Raw genomic sequence first — 16,223 nt, forward strand, 5'->3', positions numbered from 1 at the left:
TCACTAGCAACTAACTCATCATCACTATCTGATGAACCTTCAGGTGTATCGGTAGGAAGTTGCGGGGAGGAATCATCCTCTTCTGGGGTAGAATCTACAGGAACTTCCGATTCGGGGGAATCTGGATCAGTCTCTGGATGCGATTCAGGTTTAGTATTGGAATCACTATCAACTAACTCATTATCACTATCTGATGAAACTTCAGAAGTATCTGCTGGAGGCTGCGGTGAGGAATCAGCCTCTTCAGGGGTAGAATCTACAGGAGATTCAGGTTCGGGAGAATCTGGATCAGTCTCTGGATGTGCTGGAGATGGCGATGAGACAGTCAATGTATAATCCTTTTGAACACTTTGACCATCAGAATCTTTCACAGAAATTCTTACTCGATAATCCCCCGGATCACTTATTTTTACAGTAGTTGTTCCACTTTTTAAAACAGTGATTTTACCTGTGGATAGATTCTCATATGATAACGTTTCAATGCGCGTCGTGTAACCATCATTGTTTGAAAAATCATCTTCCTTATCAGTGATAGTGACCGTTGACAATAAATCAACAACCTCATCAACTTCTGCAACAACTGTTTTCTTAGAAATGTCAATAGTTGGCTCTGTATTTATAATCCAATCACTAGCAGTAACATGTAGGTCTTTTGAATGAATAGCCGTCACAGTATATAAGCCTTTTTCAAAAACAGAAATTTGCTCTTTCGTTACTGGTACATAAAGCGTGATTGAACCATTTTCATTTTGAGTAGATTTAACGACAAATGCGCTACTTCTTATTTGGGAATTGGAAAAATAAGGTTGCCCCCACCAAGTGTCTGTCACATCATCGTAAGTAACTAACAGGTCATATCTAGCATCTTTCTCAGTTAAGACACCTTCAGTTTCGGAATAGTAATTAGCTCCTGAAAATTCAAGGATTGTAGATTTTACATTTGGCGAAATGACTAAAGGAATATCAGACCTGGTTGATGAAATTGGGAAATTAGCTAATGCTATTTTTGTAGGATCATTAGCTGCTGCTCGCTCAAAACCAACAGCAGTCCATAAATCAAATTGCCTCACTTCTTCATCTGTTATGGTTTTTGTTGTATCTTGAGAGGATGATTCATTCACTAATTTTTGAGAATTAGTTGTTTCGATAGTATCTTCCGATAATGTTTGACTAGTAGATGGGTTATTATCATCACCCAAAGTCTTCTCGCTAGCAGTCGAATCAAGTTTACTCTCTACTTTTTCAGAATCATCACTATTAACAACAACTTGATTATCATCGACATCACTATGTTCTTCTGAACCATTTGGAATTGCCGTCTCACTCGTTACAGAAACAACAGGCTCATCTGACTCCGTTAACTCATCCGCATATCCTCGCCCTGATACAATTCCTGTTGAAAGAGCTGTTATTGCTAACAATGCAGCAACGCCCTGAGTAGTTCTATACTTATCAAAAAATAACGGCAATACTAAATTGGAACGAGAATTTTCTCCCTCCATATAACCGCTTACCTCCTGTTTATTTCGTTTATCTCCCAATAAATTGCGCTTCTCTCTTCTTTATAGTCCTATTATTATAACTTATTTTTTCAAAAAATACTAAAGAAACAATTCTGACCACTCCTATTTCAAACGAAATGGTCAGAACATCTAAAATCTTTAGATTGTAACAAAAATGTAGAGAAAGTAAGATATTTTGCTAAAGAACTATTCAGCTCTTAGAAATGAAAGTTTCATAAGTGATACAATATCCAAAAAGATGAAAAGTTTACTCAAATCCCATTTATGATAGTCTTTTGAATTAACTTTGATACATCGTCGCTTTCGACTTGCCTGAAACCTAATTCATCTGACTATATAACAATAAAATAGAACAAAATAATCTTAATATCTTTTATAAAAAATAGGATTAAAAACATGACCCATTAGCATTTTCTGCTAATAAAAGGACCATTGATACTAAAAAATCAACAATGGATTCCACTCCAACTTCTCTGAACAATTGATTTTACACTCAATGAAAACCAAAAGCAGACTAGACGACGCCAATGCCGATAGAACCCAAGGTCATCAAATCAACAAGGTCTGAAGTTGATTTTCGAAGAGTATTAAGCCAACCCAATGCAAGTTTTGAAAGACTTTACGCAACTTTTCAATCTCTTCATCAAGTGTTTTCCAAGCTTGATTCTTAACCGTTTGTGGCGCAAAACTAAGAAGCTTGCCAATAACTAAAAAGGTTAAGCATGACGTAGAAGAATGCATTGGATAGGACTGTCGTAGGAAGGGAGTTATTTTGTCACTGTCCGCTATTAAAGGGAGTATATCACAGTATCTATGATATACCTATTTTTGTTTTTTGTTAAGTATGAATTTTCAAAATACTCAATCTTAAAGCAAAAAAGCCTACCGTGCAACGCTGGAAGGTTGATACGATAGACTTTTCTAGATTGCATTATTTTACTGCATCTTTAAGTGCTTTACCAGCTTTGAATGCTGGAACTTTTGAAGCTGCGATTGAGATTTCTTCACCAGTTTGTGGGTTGCGACCTTTACGGGCTGCACGTTCACGAACTTCAAAGTTACCAAAACCGATAAGTTGAACTTTATCACCTTTTGCAAGGAAGCCTTCGATTGCTTCGAACACTGCATCAACTGCTGCAGCTGAATCTTTCTTAGTCAATTCTGTTGCTTCAGCAACTTTTGCGATCAAATCTTGTTTATTTGCCATTTTGAACAAATCCTCCATAAATTTTAAGCTTAACGCTTATTAACAGTCTCTATCATATCGGAAAAAGCCTGTAAGGTCAAGTATTTAACGCTCTATGAGAGTTATTTCCCTATTTTTTATAACTTTAAGACCCTTTAAATAAATCAAAGCTAATTCGGTCATTTGCCAAGTCAAACTCTGTTGCTTTTGCATAAAGACCATTTGACAATTTAATATCTTTCAATGACAAAATGATTTCAGATTTCTTGGGTTTTATAGCAAGAAAATCAGGAATATCATATGCGTTTGAAATGTAACTTAAGATTTCTTTTTTAGGTAGGGTTAAGGTACCAGCTGAGACGGATGTCACTTCTAATTGAACGTCACCATTCTTTAAAACATATGGTTCAAAGTAAACATAAAGCGGAATTTCATAACCTAGTAATCGATAAGAACCTTGAAAAAGTACTTGACTCGATGTCGTGTAAAATTCATACTTCAATCCTTTTGATTGATAATCTTCCAAAAAGGCAGCAGCTGTATTATTTAACTCTTCTCTTGTTGTGACAAAACTCCCAGCTTTTACTGCGGTTGCTTTACCTTTTGACTCTGATTTTTGACTAATCTTTTGCTCGCGAGGTTGTATCACTCGGTAAGCAACCACTCCTACAAAAGCTAGGTTCATCGCCAATAAAATCAAGAAGAGGTATTTCCATAAACTAAGTTTATTTGTTTTCATGTGTCTGACTTATCCTTTCCATGATAGCATCTGCCATGATACTGTAACCAGTATTGTTGGGATGAAAATGATCTTCTGTAAAGAGAGCGTCATTAACAACAGTTGTCTGATCGCCTGATACTGAGACAACACCTTCTTGTCCGTCAATCCCCTTATAGAGTTGATCATTAATGCCCACAAAATAAACCTTATCATATTCGGTTGTTAAGTTTTCTGTTCCAAGATTCCAATTATCAACAATATCTTGCATTTGGGTCATCTCAGGAAAATTAAGGTAAAAAGGATTATAGATACCAATAATATAGATTGGTAAATCTGGATTCTCTTTTCTAGCTAAATCGATAATCTGTCTAAGATTGCTTTTATAAGCCTTTGAACCAGCTTTAAAGTTATCCGACTTTAGGTGATCCAAATTCTCTCGAATCACTTTCATAACATCATTACCGCCAACAGTTAAGGTCATTAAATTAGCCGTTTTTAGGTTTTTTTGAATCGCTTTTTGTTTCTTCATACGATTCAAAATCTGGCGACTGGTATTTCCTGAAATGCCATAGTTACTAGCGACCGTATGATACCGGTAAGTCTCATCCAAACGCTTGGCTAATAAAGGCACAAAACCACCTTGATTGGTCGTATCTCCTACCCCTTGGGTCAATGAATCTCCAATTGCCAACAAATGGAACTCTTCCTGCTTTTCCTTTAAAAAATCCGACTTCTTTAATTGAGCATTTGAAGCTGGGATTAAGAACCAGAAAATAAGTATAAATAATAAAAGACTTGCTAAAAATACAGCAAGTTCACTTTTAATCGCTTTAGTCATAACGCACCAACACCGCAAAAGCATCTTCACCTGTGTGAGTTTGGATAATTGAGCCAGTCTCTAAAACAGAGATTTCTTGATTTACCAAACCTTGTAATTTATCCTTCAGCGTTAGAGCAAAATCTTTTTTTCCTGCGTAGGAAATACCGATTTCTGCAATTGCATGGCCCTCAACGCTAGCAAGAAAGCTATCTAACCATTTTGTAAAGGTTTTAGCCCCGCGTCCTTTAACAATAGGAACAAGCTCGTGATTTGTCATTTCCATGACAACACGAATATTTAATAGGGAACTCAAAAGCCCAGTCACACGACCAATACGACCACCTTTAACAAGATTTTCCAAAGTTGAAACACCGATATAAAGTTCCGTCTTCTTACGAACTTCTTCGATAGAAGCTAGAATTGTCTCTAAACTAGCGCCTTCTTTAGCAAGTTTAGCAGCTTTGACAACTTGAAATTTCATGGCTTGATCTGTAAAGCTAGAATCAATAACCGTCGCCTCAACACCCGCAATTGTTGCTCCTTGCCGAGAGGCCTCTACAGTTCCAGATAAAGAATGAGATAAATGAATCGATACAATGTGGTCTGCACCTTCTGATGCCAGACCTTCATAGACCTCTGCAAAAAGTCCTACTGGTGGTTGGCTTGTTTTTGGTAATGCCTTACCAGATTTCATCAAAGAAAGAAACTTTCCTTCTTCCTTTAAGTCAGCATCAGAAAAAAACTCACCATCAATCATTACAGAAAGTGGAACAACAGTAATATCCAACGCTTCTACAATGTCTTGTTCTATTGTAATAGATGAATCTGTTACGATTTTTATCTTACTCATGTCAAAACCTGTTCTAATCTTAATTTCTTTGTTATGTGTGTTACATTATATCAAAAAACAGTCTTTTTAGGAACCGTTTACGTTTCCTGTCAAGTCATCAAGCTATTGACCCCTTATTTTCGAAGAAGCTCCTTAGCCTGCTCACGCGCCGAAGTGGTAACATCACTGCCTGCAATCATTTTGGCAATCTCTTCAATTCTCTCTTCTTGACTAAGAAGCCGTACCGTAGACACCGTTGATGTTTCATCACTTTCTTTAGAAATATAAAATTGATAATCTGCCGCTGCAATAACTTGTGGCAAATGCGAAATAGCCAGCACCTGCCCGTGGCTTCCGATTTTATAAATCTTTTGAGCAATCGCCTGCGCAACGCGTCCCGAAACCCCAGTATCCACTTCATCAAAGACAATACTTGTCTTATCTTCTTTGCGTGAGAAGGCAGATTTGATGGCTAACATGAGGCGGGAGAGTTCTCCGCCAGACGCTACTTTGACAAGTGGTTTAAAGCCTTCACCCGGATTGGTCGAAATGTAAAATTCAACTAACTCATTGCCTTCTTTACTGAATTTTCCCTTGTTGAATTGCACTTGAAAATCAGCCTTTTCCATATATAGCTCTCTTAGTTCAGCCTTAATCTCTTGTTCAAGCGACAGAGCAATGTCATGTCTGGCTTCGGATAACTTAGCAGCAGCGACTAGTAGATCTTTTTCCAAAAGACGAAGATCCATCTCTAAACTTTCTGAGCTACCATCGTTACCTGTCAAGAGATTGTATTCCTTAGTGATATTGTCTAAGTAATCCAGAACATCATCCACACTACCACCATATTTACGTGTAATAGTATTCAAGATATCTAGACGGGCTTCAACAGCTAACAGGCGCCCTGCATCGAAATCTAAATTATCAACGAAGTCTCCCAACCGCTTGGCAACATCTTCTAAAACATAGTAACTTTCAGAGAGATGTGTTGATAATTCTTTGTAGTCAGGATCGAACTCTTCCAAGGTCATCATGTCATTCATAGCAGAACGAACGTTTGATAGACTGGACATCTCCTCGTTATCAAGCATGGCATAGGCATTGGTTAAGGTATCAGCAATCTGCTTGTGATTCATCAACTTATCACGTTCTTGGACTAATTTTTCATCTTCACCTGATTTGAGAGCTGCTGCTTCAATTTCTGCCATTTGAAACTCTAGCATTTCAATCCGCGCCTTATGCTCGCGTTCATTTTTTTGTTGCTCAAGAACTCGTTTACGTAATAAACGGTAGGCTTCAAAGGTTTCTTGATAAGTTGCCTTGATGCCAGAAAAATCAGCGTCACCAAATTCATCCAACATACGGATATGCAAACTCGGTTTCATCAATTCTTCCTGATCATGCTGCCCATGGATATCAACCAAATGTTGTCCAATTGACTTTAATGTTGTCAGATTGACCATCTGACCATTAACACGACTGACGCTACGACCATTTTGGAAAATATCTCGTCGAATAATAAGGTCATCTTCAAAATTAATACCATTTTCTTCCAAAATAGCAACAAGCTGAGGACTCTTTTCAACTGAAAACAATCCCTCAATTTCAGCTTTGGGCTGTCCGTGTCGGATTACTTCCGTTGAAGCACGCGCGCCAAGCATCATGTTCATAGCATCAATGATAATAGACTTACCGGCCCCTGTTTCACCAGTTAGGACTGTCATTCCATTATCAAAAGTCAATGAAATCTCCTCAATGATAGCAAAGTTTTTTATGGAAATTTCTAATAACATGAATGTCCTCGTTTTCTATTTCTTTTTTATCCAACTTTGAAAAGTCACTGTCAGTTCACGAGCATTTTCTGCAGTTGTCGCAACCAAAAGCAAACTATCATCATCACCAATTAAACTAAAAATATGATCGGAATATTCCTCTAAAATCAATCGCTTTAAATATTTTGTTGAGCCAGGTACTACCGCAATATTAATCATATTAACAAACTCGGACTGTCCTTGTGTCACTTCCAGAATATTTTCAGCTGCACGTTGCAAGGGGCTCATGTAACGTTTGGCAGCCTCATTGGATAGACCATAAACATAGCCACCACGATTACTTTTTACCTTGATAATACCGATGGTGTTGATGTCCCTAGAAACCGTTGCCTGAGTCGCCACGACACCCTTAGTCTCTAGAATAGCTACTAATTCTTGTTGCGTTTCAATTTCTTGTTCAGTAACAATTTTTCGAATTAACTCTAATCGTTCACTCTTGCGCATTTTTCTTAAATTCCTCGTGTGCTTTTGCAACAACCTGCCAAATCTCAGCCGATACTAGCTGTTCAGGTGTTGCTGATTTTTCCATATATGCTAAAAATTCAATATTCCCGTGACCACCTTGGATTGGAGAAAAATCTAACCCTTTAACAGTAAATCCGCAATCCACAGCAAAAGAAGTCACTTTTTCTAAAACTTTTTCATGAACAGCCTTGTCTTTGACGATGCCGTTTTTTCCAATCTGCTCACGCCCCGCTTCAAATTGCGGTTTGACAAGAGCGACAAGCTGACCGCCGTCAACTAAAATATTGGCTAACGCTGGCAAAATCAAGTTGAGCGATATAAAACTCACATCGATGCTGGCAAATGACGGTAAGCCTTCCGCAAAGTCCTGACTTTGGGCATAGCGGAAATTATATTGCTCCATCGAGCGCACACGTTCATCTTGACGTAATTTCCAAACTAGTTGGTTGGTTCCTACGTCAACAGCATAGACTAGTTTGGCACCATTTTGTAGCATGACATCGGTAAAACCACCTGTTGAAGCACCAATATCAATCGTCGTCGCATCTTCAACTGAGAGGTCAAAAACCTCAAGGGCTTTTTCTAGTTTAAGACCGCCACGGCTAACATATTTGAGTTTCTCACCTTTTAGTTTTAGTTCGGTGGTGTCATCAATTTTTTCACCCGGTTTGTCATAGCGTTGCCCATTGATGACATTGACCACCAATCCTGCCATGACCCCACGCTTGGCTTGCTCACGTGTTTCAAAAAGCCCTTGTTTGTAGGCTAAAACATCTACTCTTTCTTTAGGCATGAAGTCGTAACCTTTCTATGATGACCATGATGGCATCAGCCTTAAAAGCTCTTTCCTGCTCTAGTTTTTGGAAAATAGCTACTACTTTGTTAAGAGAATCTTCTAGAATTTCATAAGATTTATCCAAACCTAAAAGAGCTGGATAGGTTGATTTATCAGCAAGCAAGTCCTTATTCGGCGTTTTACCTAGAGCTTCAAAATCTGCTGTCACATCTAAAATATCATCCCGAACTTGGAAGGCAAGACCAATTAAACGACCGGCTTTCGTTAATTGATTCATGGTTGCATCATCTTGTTCAGCAATATAACCTGCCGCAATAAAAGGAAAGGCTAAGAGAGCACCTGTTTTGTTGGTGTGAATCAGCTGAATTTGCTCAAGTGTCAATTTTTTTCCTTCACCCTTCATATCAAGCATCTGCCCGCCGACCATGCCAAAAGTTCCTGAAAATCGTGATAAACTTTGAATGAGACTTAACTTAATGTCTGTCGCCAAGTCAGCCTCAGCAATCAGTCCTGAAGCATCTAAAAAAAGGGAATCTCCAGCTAAAATGGCTGTTGCCTCATCAAATTTTTTATGACTGGTCAAGTGACCGCGACGATAATCATCATTATCCATAGCTGGCAAATCATCATGAATCAGGCTTCCAGTGTGTATCATTTCAAGTGCTGCTGCAACGTCAAAATGTGCGTCCGTTACTTCGAGACCAAAACCTTCCAACAAATCCAGTAAAATCATCGGGCGAATCCGTTTTCCGCCACTATCAATCGAATAAAGAATGGCTTCAATCAAGTCTTTTGAGACACTATCTTGACTATGATAATAAGCACGAATGGCTTGATCAACTTGCTTTATCTTATCCATTAGACATCCATTTCCACTTCTGAACCATCAGGTTGCATCACCTTAACTAAAGTCTTTTCAGCATCCTGTAACGTTTTTTGGAGTTCTTTAGACAAAAGCATTCCTTTTTGAAATTGTTCAATAGCTTCTTCTAAAGGCACCTCTCCATTTTCCAACTGAGCCACAATGGTTTCTAAATCTTTTAAATTATCTTCAAATGTTTTTTTCTTGCTTGGCATTTTCTACCTCTACTTCTATCTGACCATCCTTCATTCGAATAGAGAGATGATCTCCTTTTTTGACATCACTAATACTTGTAATAGCCTTTTGGTTTTTTTGGACAATGGCATAGCCACGCGCTACAATTCTGGTCGTATCTAGCGATAAAAGCGCATCTTGAGCCTTTTCAAATCGATTGACCTTACCGTCATAAACACTCGTCATATTTGACATGAGAAGCCGCTTTAAAACGGCTAGGCGTTCATCATAGCGGTTAACTCTTTCAGACAATCCTGTTGTCAAGAGGCGTTGGTTTAAAAGCCTCTCCTGCTGTTGTGCTTGATTGAGTTCATTAGTCATTAACTGTGTCAAACGACTAGTCAAATGGTCTAATTTTTGCGAAATTCCATCATAAAGGCGTTCAGGTTGTCTAAAAATAACAGACTGCCGTAATTGATTCAAACGATCTTCCTGCCATTTTAACTGCCGAAGAGTAGCCTGATAAGCTCGTTGCTTGCGCTCACCAATCCACGCTAGAATATCTGCCTTACTAACAGGTGTGGCTAATTCAGCTGCTGCTGTTGGCGTGGCAGCACGTCTATCTGCTACGAAATCAGCCAAAGTGGTATCCGTCTCATGTCCGACACTTGAAATAATAGGCAATCGTGATTCAAAAATGGCTTCCACCACAATTTCTTCGTTAAATGCCCACAAGTCTTCAATAGAGCCACCACCGCGACCGATGATTAAAAGATCTAAGTCCTCTGTTTCATTAGCCTTAGCAATATTAGCTGCCACTTCTTGAGCAGCTCCCTCTCCTTGAACCTTGGTTGGAAAAAGCAGAATGTTTACCCCGGGAAAACGCCTTGAGATTGTCGTGATAATATCGCGAATAACAGCACCACTAGGACTAGTTACTACCCCAATTTTTTTGGGAAACTGTGGAAGCGGCTGTTTATGCTTATCATCAAAATAACCCGCTGTCGTCAATTTCTTTTTAAGTTGTTCAAATTGAAGGGCAAGAGCACCGATACCATCTGGCTCTGCTTTTTCAATAATTACAGAATAAGAACCACTCGGCTCATAGAGCTGAACTCGACCGATGACATTAATTTTCATGCCTTCTTCAAGGTCAAAACCTAACTTTTTGAATTGACCAGCCCACATGGTAGCCTGTATAACCGCATTTTCATCCTTGAGCGAAAAATACTGGTGATTGGGACGACGTCGAAAGTTAGAGACTTGCCCAGTCAAATAAACCCGCTCCAAATAGGGATCGCGATCAAATTTCATTTTAAGATATTTGGTTAAATGGCTAACCGTTAAATAATCCGACATCTACTCCCTTTCCATTTTTATGCAAAATTCTTTATTCATTATATCATTTTTTAAATAAATAAACAGAAAAGCAAACGGTAGAAATTGACAGTTTAAAAAAAGTTGGAAGCGTTTTTCAAACAAGCACTCCCAACTCTATTTTTTAAAATCTTTCTTATAAATCTATCTACAAGGCACCAACAATGCGATGTGGTTGGTAGCAATCATCCAAGTATGCCATCTCTTCTTCTGTCAGATGGACATCAAAAGCTCCTATGAAATCATCCAAGTATTTCTCCTTAGTAACCCCAACAATGGGCGAATCAATCCCCTTTTGCCATAGCCAAGCCAGGGCGATTTGAGCTCTGGAAACAGCTTTTTTACCTGCTAATTCTGCAACACGCTCCACAATAGCGCGATCCTGGTCTTCTGTAGAATCATACTTAGCCTGCGCAACTTGGTCCGTTTGACTACGAGCTGTATCAGCCTTCCAATCTCGAACAACGCGTCCAGCTGCCAAGGGGCTATAAGGCACCAAGGCAACCCCAGAATCTTTACAAAATGGAATCATCTCACGCTCATCTTCACGGTAAAGCATATTGTAATGATTTTGCATAACTGAGAATTTTGTCCAGCCATTCTTTTCAGCGACATATTGTGCCTTTTGGAATTGCCAAGCATACATGGCTGAAGCGCCAAGATAATGCACCTTACCCGCACGCACCAAATCATTCAAAGCTGCCATGGTTTCTTCAATCGGCGTATTGTAATCCCAACGGTGGATATATAAAATATCAATATAATCTGTCCCCAAGCGTTTTAAACTAGCCTCCACTTGGTTAAAAATAGCCTTCCGAGACAAGCCTTTAGTATTTGGACTGTCAGAATGCCCATCACCAAAAAAGACTTTAGTAGCAATAATCACCTCATCACGCTTGGCAAAGTCATGAAGCGCACGACCTAGATACTCTTCACTAGTTCCTTGAGCATAGGTGTTGGCTGTATCAAAAAAATTGATTCCCATATCCAGAGCTTTTTTGATAATATGGCGACTGTCTTCTTCATTAAGTAACCAACCAGAATGAAACCCTTTGCTTGCATCACCAAAACTCATACAACCCAAACATAATTTTGAAACGTCCAATCCTGTATTTCCTAATCTTGTGTATTCCATGATTGACCTCCATTTGTTAATATAATGTCATTATACCCCTTAGAGTCAACTCCAAGTCAAGCGTTTTCATGATAAAACAAAAACAATCAGATAGTATCTGACTGTTAAAGCATATAAAAGACGATAGCGATATATTGCAAAGCTGATGCTAAAAGGATAAAGAGATGCCAAATCATGTGAAAATAAGGGCGTTTCTTCGCATAAAAGAAGGCACCAACTGTATAGGATAATCCCCCCGCCAACATGAGCAGTCCAAAGATAGGATTAGTCTTCTGGATAATTACTGGGAGAATAAAAACGACCAGCCAGCCCATAAAGAGATAAAGAAAAAGACTAAATTTTTCATTAATATTTTTAGCAAAGATTTTATAAAGAATCCCAAAAATGGTGGCTCCCCACTGTAAAACGATAATGGTAAAACCAAGCCATCCACCAACCAGAGAGAGAGCTACTGGCGTATAAGAGCCTGCAATAGCGATGTAAATCATACTATGGTCAATAATCCGCAAGACGTATTTTTGCGGCGTCCCATAAGTCATCGAATGATAAACCGTTGATGATAAAAACATCAAGAAAAGGCTGATTACAAAAATAGACATCCCTACTGCTGCTGTCAGATCATAGGCTTGATAAGCCCTAATAGCTGTAACAGGTAAAAGACCTAGCATAATAACTGATCCCACCCCATGTGTTGTAGCATTGGCAATTTCTTCTCCAAACGATAATGGATTACTTAATTTAAAGGTTTGATTCACTGTTTTTTCCTCCCAGTTCAATCGTCAGCAAGCGAGCCTTATAATAAGACTTTACAGCCAAACAAGAGTAAGCAATAACCTCTGGCACCTCTGCCTCTTCATTCATACAAGTGACAAACAAATTATATAAATCTTCCGAGCTATAGTTCTGCTTCAAAATACTTAAGGTTTCACCAATTTCTTGCAAACTAAAAACATTTTTCAAAAAAGCAATAGCAATTAAACGAGCTACCTGATGACGTTGGTATTTTTTCTTAAACGGTTTTTCCAAATGACCATGCTTGACATAATTGTTTACCATAGAAGATGTAATCCCTTTAGCATCCCTATCAACACATGTCTGACTAACCTTGTTAACGTAGTAAAGCACTTGGTCTAAATAGAGTTCCAACTCTGGTAAATCTTCCCACAGTGGTAATTTTTCTAAATTAATTTCCTCAAAAATATTACATCTAGTTTTCATAACTAGATTATATCATTTATATAAAATTAAACAAGAAAAAACCTTGCCCATAGACAAGATTTCACTGTTATAGTCTTTTGAATCAACTTTGATACATGGTCATTTTCGACTTGCCCTACTCACACTCAATGAAAATCAAAACAGACTAGGCGACGCTGATACAGATAGAACTGTCTTCACCACATCAAATCAACAAGGTCCGGTTTTGATTTTCGAAGAGTATCAGGTACTGTCTGCGTCTTTTTCCGTTCCTTGTTCTGAACATTAATTCATTTGACTGTTATTTTAAGGTTCTTAAAGCAGCTTCATAGGTTTGCTCCAATAACATAGTGATAGTCATTGGACCAACGCCACCGGGAACTGGGGTAATCAGATCAGCTATCGGTTCAACCGCTTCAAAATCAACATCACCTGATAGTTTACCGTTCTCATCACGATTCATGCCCACATCAATAACGACTGCACCGGGTTTGACATAATCAGCTGTGATGAATTTTGAGCGCCCAATAGCAACCACCAAAATATCAGCTGTCTTGGTAATATCAGCCAAATTTTTCGTTCTTGAATGCGTTGAGGTTACGGTGGCATCAGCTTCTAGAAGAAGGGCAGCCATCGGTTTACCAACAATATTGGAACGACCAACGACAACCGCATTTTTACCTTCCAAATCAACACCGTAAACTTCAAACATCTTCATGATACCAGCAGGGGTGCAAGGAATCATAGCCGGTTTTCCAGACCACAGACGACCAGTATTAACATGGTGAAAGCCATCAACATCCTTATTAGGATCAATCGCTAAAACAACTTCTTCCTCATCAATATGATCTGGCAGGGGTAACTGCACTAGAATACCATGGAAACGACTGTTCCGATTATACTGTTCAATCACTTCAAGGAGCTGTTCTTGAGTAATATCTGCTGACAAACGAACCGTTTCACTGTAAAATCCAGCTTTTGTTGCCGAACGTTCTTTATTTTTAACATAGATTTGACTGGCGGAATCAGCACCAACTAAGATGACTACTAATCCTGGAACAAGTCCTTCTTTTTCCTTTAAACGAGCAACCTTTTCAGCCAATTCAGCCTGCATCTTTTGAGCCATGCCCTTACCATCGATTAATCTTACCATCATACACTCCTATACTATACTTTTTGACCATTATCCATTATACCGAAAAGCTAGGCCGATACCTAGCTTTTTTATAATACTTTACTCAAGAAATTTTTCGTTCTTTCTTCCTGAGTATTTTCAAAGATTTGTTGGGGTGTGCCATCTTCCACGATACTACCACCATCCATGAAGATAACACGATCAGCCACTTCACGTGCAAATCCCATTTCATGGGTGACAATGACCATAGTCATACCAGATTTAGCCAAATCTTGCATGACAGCCAAAACTTCTCCTACCATTTCAGGGTCAAGAGCTGATGTTGGTTCATCAAAAAGCAAAACATCTGGATCCATAGCCAAGCCACGCGCGATAGCAATACGCTGCTGTTGCCCACCAGATAAACTTGGTGAATAGGCATGCGCCTTGTCACGAAGACCGACTTTATCTAGGAGTTCATAGGCCTTTGCCTCTGCTTCAGCCTTGGACAAACCTTTTGTTTTAATCGGCGACAAGGTGATGTTTTCCAAAATGCTCATATTGGGGAAAAGGTTAAATTGTTGGAAAACCATTCCCATTTTTTCACGCATCTTAAAGACATCATTCTTTTTATCCGTAATATCCACACCTTCAAAAGTAATACTGCCTTTAGTTGGTATTTCTAGTAAGTTCATGGTTCTAAGGAAAGTTGACTTCCCTGATCCAGAAGGGCCGATGATAACCACAACTTCACCCTTATGAATATCAAGGTCAATCCCTTTTAATACTTCATTTTTACCAAAATACTTATGTAAATTCTCAATTGAAATTAAGGTTTCTGTCATTATAATGTTCCCCCGTTACCCATACGCTTTTCAAGGAGTTTTAATAAACCAGACATAGCTGTTGTAACCATCAAATAGTAGAATGCCGCAAATAGGAGTGGCTCAACAGGAATATAGGTTGCTGTGACTACTGATTGAGCACCATTCCAAAGTTCCATAACCCCGATTGTTTGTAAGAGCGAGCTGTCTTTGATGATAGTAATAAACTCATTACCCAAAGCTGGCAAGATATTTTTTATCGCTTGAGGCAAGATGACATAACGCATGGCATTCTTAGGTTTAATACCAAGGGAATAAGCTGCTTCAAGCTGTCCTTTTGGCACAGACTCAATACCGGCACGAACAGATTCCGAAATATATGCCCCACTATTTAATGAAATAATAATGACACCGGGTAAAAGACGAGTAAAGTCCATATCTAATACACCAAAGCCAATGGTTGGTGCACCATTGAAATGCATCCAAGCAAAAGCAATCATGATTTGAACAACCATCGGAGTTCCACGGAAAATCCACACGTAAAAACTTGCCAACCATGACAAGGGTTTAAAAGAACTTCTTTTTAGTAAGGCAATTAAGATACCAATAATCGCCCCAAAGAAAACGACACAGGCCGAAATCATGATTGTCACTAAGACACCGTAGTTAAAATAAGCCCAATACTTGGGAAGGAATGAAAAATCCATAATGAACTCCTGTTAATTAAATATAAGAGCAATCATAGCATATAAGCTCGAAAAATACAATGCATTTAGTATTTTTATGCAAAAATAACATCAAAATTAATATAAATAGATAAAAATGTATTGAAACACTCAGACAACTCATACATTTCCAAGTCCTAACTTTTTTGTTATTAGCCAATCGCCATCTATTTAGGATTACTCTCTAGCAATATCCCTACTGTCTGTCTCATCTTGAACTAAAATACAAAAAAATGAGCTTGGGATCATGTTCCAAACTCATGTCGATCAACTTAATAAAGCAAATCGTAAATTTCCATTGCTATCAAGTCAATGCTATCAAATGAATATGATTCTCTAGCTTCAACATCACGTAAAGTGAAAACTGATCCGTTTTCTGGATCGTTACTGAACGACACTTCTGCAACAACAACTCCTTCACGTTCAAAATTACGTTTTAAATTACCACCATCTGTAGCCATAAGCTCAAGACGATTAATGATTCTCACCAAATGTGATTCCATATCATACTCCTATATTTCTATTAATTTCTATTATTTTACCACAAATAGCTGGCAAAGTAACTCCAAATACACCAATTTCCTGATATTAAGCGTAAATAAAAATAGTCGTTAGCACTCTTTTGGTCGGAGTGCTAATTTTT

General features: G+C 38.5%; 17 protein-coding genes and 1 pseudogene. All 18 read right to left on the reverse strand.

Going from position 1 to position 16,223, the window contains the following annotated elements; all coding sequences use genetic code 11:
• Positions 1-1,502 (reverse strand): annotated as a pseudogene (locus A3IA_RS13285) (hypothetical protein); the annotation flags it as partial.
• A 952-nt stretch (positions 1,503-2,454) separates the two neighbouring features.
• Complete coding sequence (locus A3IA_RS0110415; protein ID WP_017769711.1) at positions 2,455-2,730, reverse strand: HU family DNA-binding protein; 276 nt, start codon at positions 2,728-2,730, stop codon at positions 2,455-2,457.
• A 124-nt stretch (positions 2,731-2,854) separates the two neighbouring features.
• Positions 2,855-3,448: a YpmS family protein gene (locus A3IA_RS0110420; protein WP_018381267.1), complete on the reverse strand. Its 594-nt coding sequence runs from the start codon at positions 3,446-3,448 to the stop codon at positions 2,855-2,857.
• Positions 3,435-4,268: an SGNH/GDSL hydrolase family protein gene (locus A3IA_RS0110425; RefSeq protein ID WP_018381268.1), complete on the reverse strand. Its 834-nt coding sequence runs from the start codon at positions 4,266-4,268 to the stop codon at positions 3,435-3,437. The genes A3IA_RS0110420 and A3IA_RS0110425 overlap by 14 nt, the downstream gene beginning before the upstream one ends.
• Positions 4,261-5,100 (reverse strand): DegV family protein, encoded by an 840-nt coding sequence (locus A3IA_RS0110430; RefSeq protein ID WP_018381269.1) that lies wholly within the window; start codon positions 5,098-5,100, stop codon positions 4,261-4,263. The genes A3IA_RS0110425 and A3IA_RS0110430 overlap by 8 nt, the downstream gene beginning before the upstream one ends.
• Positions 5,101-5,213: 113 nt before the next feature.
• Positions 5,214-6,872, reverse strand: coding sequence for a DNA repair protein RecN (gene recN / locus A3IA_RS0110435; protein ID WP_018381270.1), 1,659 nt, complete (start codon positions 6,870-6,872; stop codon positions 5,214-5,216).
• Positions 6,873-6,887: 15 nt separating this feature from the next.
• Positions 6,888-7,355, reverse strand: coding sequence for an arginine repressor (locus A3IA_RS0110440; RefSeq protein ID WP_018381271.1), 468 nt, complete (start codon positions 7,353-7,355; stop codon positions 6,888-6,890).
• Positions 7,342-8,169, reverse strand: coding sequence for a TlyA family RNA methyltransferase (locus A3IA_RS0110445; RefSeq protein ID WP_018381272.1), 828 nt, complete (start codon positions 8,167-8,169; stop codon positions 7,342-7,344). Before A3IA_RS0110445 ends, A3IA_RS0110440 begins: the two co-directional genes overlap by 14 nt.
• Entirely contained in the window at positions 8,162-9,031 is an 870-nt protein-coding gene (locus A3IA_RS0110450) for a polyprenyl synthetase family protein (RefSeq protein WP_018381273.1), read from the reverse strand. The genes A3IA_RS0110445 and A3IA_RS0110450 overlap by 8 nt, the downstream gene beginning before the upstream one ends.
• On the reverse strand, positions 9,031-9,249 hold the full coding sequence (locus A3IA_RS0110455; protein ID WP_018381274.1) for an exodeoxyribonuclease VII small subunit: 219 nt from the start codon (positions 9,247-9,249) through the stop codon (positions 9,031-9,033). The genes A3IA_RS0110450 and A3IA_RS0110455 overlap by 1 nt, the downstream gene beginning before the upstream one ends.
• Complete coding sequence (gene xseA, locus A3IA_RS0110460; RefSeq protein WP_018381275.1) at positions 9,224-10,567, reverse strand: exodeoxyribonuclease VII large subunit; 1,344 nt, start codon at positions 10,565-10,567, stop codon at positions 9,224-9,226. Before xseA ends, A3IA_RS0110455 begins: the two co-directional genes overlap by 26 nt.
• A 166-nt stretch (positions 10,568-10,733) precedes the next feature.
• Entirely contained in the window at positions 10,734-11,720 is a 987-nt protein-coding gene (locus A3IA_RS0110465; protein ID WP_018381276.1) for an aldo/keto reductase, read from the reverse strand.
• Positions 11,721-11,824: 104 nt separating this feature from the next.
• Complete coding sequence (gene trhA, locus A3IA_RS0110470) at positions 11,825-12,475, reverse strand: PAQR family membrane homeostasis protein TrhA (RefSeq protein ID WP_018381277.1); 651 nt, start codon at positions 12,473-12,475, stop codon at positions 11,825-11,827.
• Positions 12,459-12,938: a DUF1836 domain-containing protein gene (locus tag A3IA_RS0110475; RefSeq protein ID WP_018381278.1), complete on the reverse strand. Its 480-nt coding sequence runs from the start codon at positions 12,936-12,938 to the stop codon at positions 12,459-12,461. The genes trhA and A3IA_RS0110475 overlap by 17 nt, the downstream gene beginning before the upstream one ends.
• Positions 12,939-13,218: 280 nt before the next feature.
• Entirely contained in the window at positions 13,219-14,070 is an 852-nt protein-coding gene (locus A3IA_RS0110480) for a bifunctional methylenetetrahydrofolate dehydrogenase/methenyltetrahydrofolate cyclohydrolase (RefSeq protein WP_018381279.1), read from the reverse strand.
• A 71-nt stretch (positions 14,071-14,141) separates the two neighbouring features.
• On the reverse strand, positions 14,142-14,876 hold the full coding sequence (locus tag A3IA_RS0110485) for an amino acid ABC transporter ATP-binding protein (RefSeq protein WP_018381280.1): 735 nt from the start codon (positions 14,874-14,876) through the stop codon (positions 14,142-14,144).
• The gene (locus A3IA_RS0110490) at positions 14,876-15,562 is read right to left on the reverse strand and encodes an amino acid ABC transporter permease (RefSeq protein ID WP_018381281.1); all 687 of its coding nucleotides are present in this window, start codon (positions 15,560-15,562) and stop codon (positions 14,876-14,878) included. The genes A3IA_RS0110485 and A3IA_RS0110490 overlap by 1 nt, the downstream gene beginning before the upstream one ends.
• Positions 15,563-15,852: 290 nt before the next feature.
• The gene (locus A3IA_RS0110495) at positions 15,853-16,083 is read right to left on the reverse strand and encodes a DUF1797 family protein (RefSeq protein ID WP_018381282.1); all 231 of its coding nucleotides are present in this window, start codon (positions 16,081-16,083) and stop codon (positions 15,853-15,855) included.
• Between the last annotated feature and the right edge of the window lie 140 nt (positions 16,084-16,223).

The sequence above is a fragment of the Streptococcus thoraltensis DSM 12221 genome (genome assembly GCF_000380145.1).
Lineage (GTDB): Bacteria > Bacillota > Bacilli > Lactobacillales > Streptococcaceae > Streptococcus > Streptococcus thoraltensis.

What these genes read in the sequence shown, in the direction of transcription:
- recN (WP_018381270.1), bottom strand. Translation starts at nt 6,872, where the DNA reads ATGTTATTAGAAATTTCCATAAAAAACTTTGCTATCATTGAGGAGATT.
- A3IA_RS0110420 (WP_018381267.1), bottom strand. Translation starts at nt 3,448, where the DNA reads ATGAAAACAAATAAACTTAGTTTATGGAAATACCTCTTCTTGATTTTA.
- A3IA_RS0110495 (WP_018381282.1), bottom strand. Translation starts at nt 16,083, where the DNA reads ATGGAATCACATTTGGTGAGAATCATTAATCGTCTTGAGCTTATGGCT.
- A3IA_RS0110480 (WP_018381279.1), bottom strand. Translation starts at nt 14,070, where the DNA reads ATGGTAAGATTAATCGATGGTAAGGGCATGGCTCAAAAGATGCAGGCT.
- A3IA_RS0110485 (WP_018381280.1), bottom strand. Translation starts at nt 14,876, where the DNA reads ATGACAGAAACCTTAATTTCAATTGAGAATTTACATAAGTATTTTGGT.
- A3IA_RS0110425 (WP_018381268.1), bottom strand. Translation starts at nt 4,268, where the DNA reads ATGACTAAAGCGATTAAAAGTGAACTTGCTGTATTTTTAGCAAGTCTT.
- xseA (WP_018381275.1), bottom strand. Translation starts at nt 10,567, where the DNA reads ATGTCGGATTATTTAACGGTTAGCCATTTAACCAAATATCTTAAAATG.
- A3IA_RS0110490 (WP_018381281.1), bottom strand. Translation starts at nt 15,562, where the DNA reads ATGGATTTTTCATTCCTTCCCAAGTATTGGGCTTATTTTAACTACGGT.
- A3IA_RS0110415 (WP_017769711.1), bottom strand. Translation starts at nt 2,730, where the DNA reads ATGGCAAATAAACAAGATTTGATCGCAAAAGTTGCTGAAGCAACAGAA.
- A3IA_RS0110445 (WP_018381272.1), bottom strand. Translation starts at nt 8,169, where the DNA reads ATGCCTAAAGAAAGAGTAGATGTTTTAGCCTACAAACAAGGGCTTTTT.
- A3IA_RS0110440 (WP_018381271.1), bottom strand. Translation starts at nt 7,355, where the DNA reads ATGCGCAAGAGTGAACGATTAGAGTTAATTCGAAAAATTGTTACTGAA.
- A3IA_RS0110455 (WP_018381274.1), bottom strand. Translation starts at nt 9,249, where the DNA reads ATGCCAAGCAAGAAAAAAACATTTGAAGATAATTTAAAAGATTTAGAA.
- A3IA_RS0110430 (WP_018381269.1), bottom strand. Translation starts at nt 5,100, where the DNA reads ATGAGTAAGATAAAAATCGTAACAGATTCATCTATTACAATAGAACAA.
- A3IA_RS0110465 (WP_018381276.1), bottom strand. Translation starts at nt 11,720, where the DNA reads ATGGAATACACAAGATTAGGAAATACAGGATTGGACGTTTCAAAATTA.
- A3IA_RS0110450 (WP_018381273.1), bottom strand. Translation starts at nt 9,031, where the DNA reads ATGGATAAGATAAAGCAAGTTGATCAAGCCATTCGTGCTTATTATCAT.
- A3IA_RS0110475 (WP_018381278.1), bottom strand. Translation starts at nt 12,938, where the DNA reads ATGAAAACTAGATGTAATATTTTTGAGGAAATTAATTTAGAAAAATTA.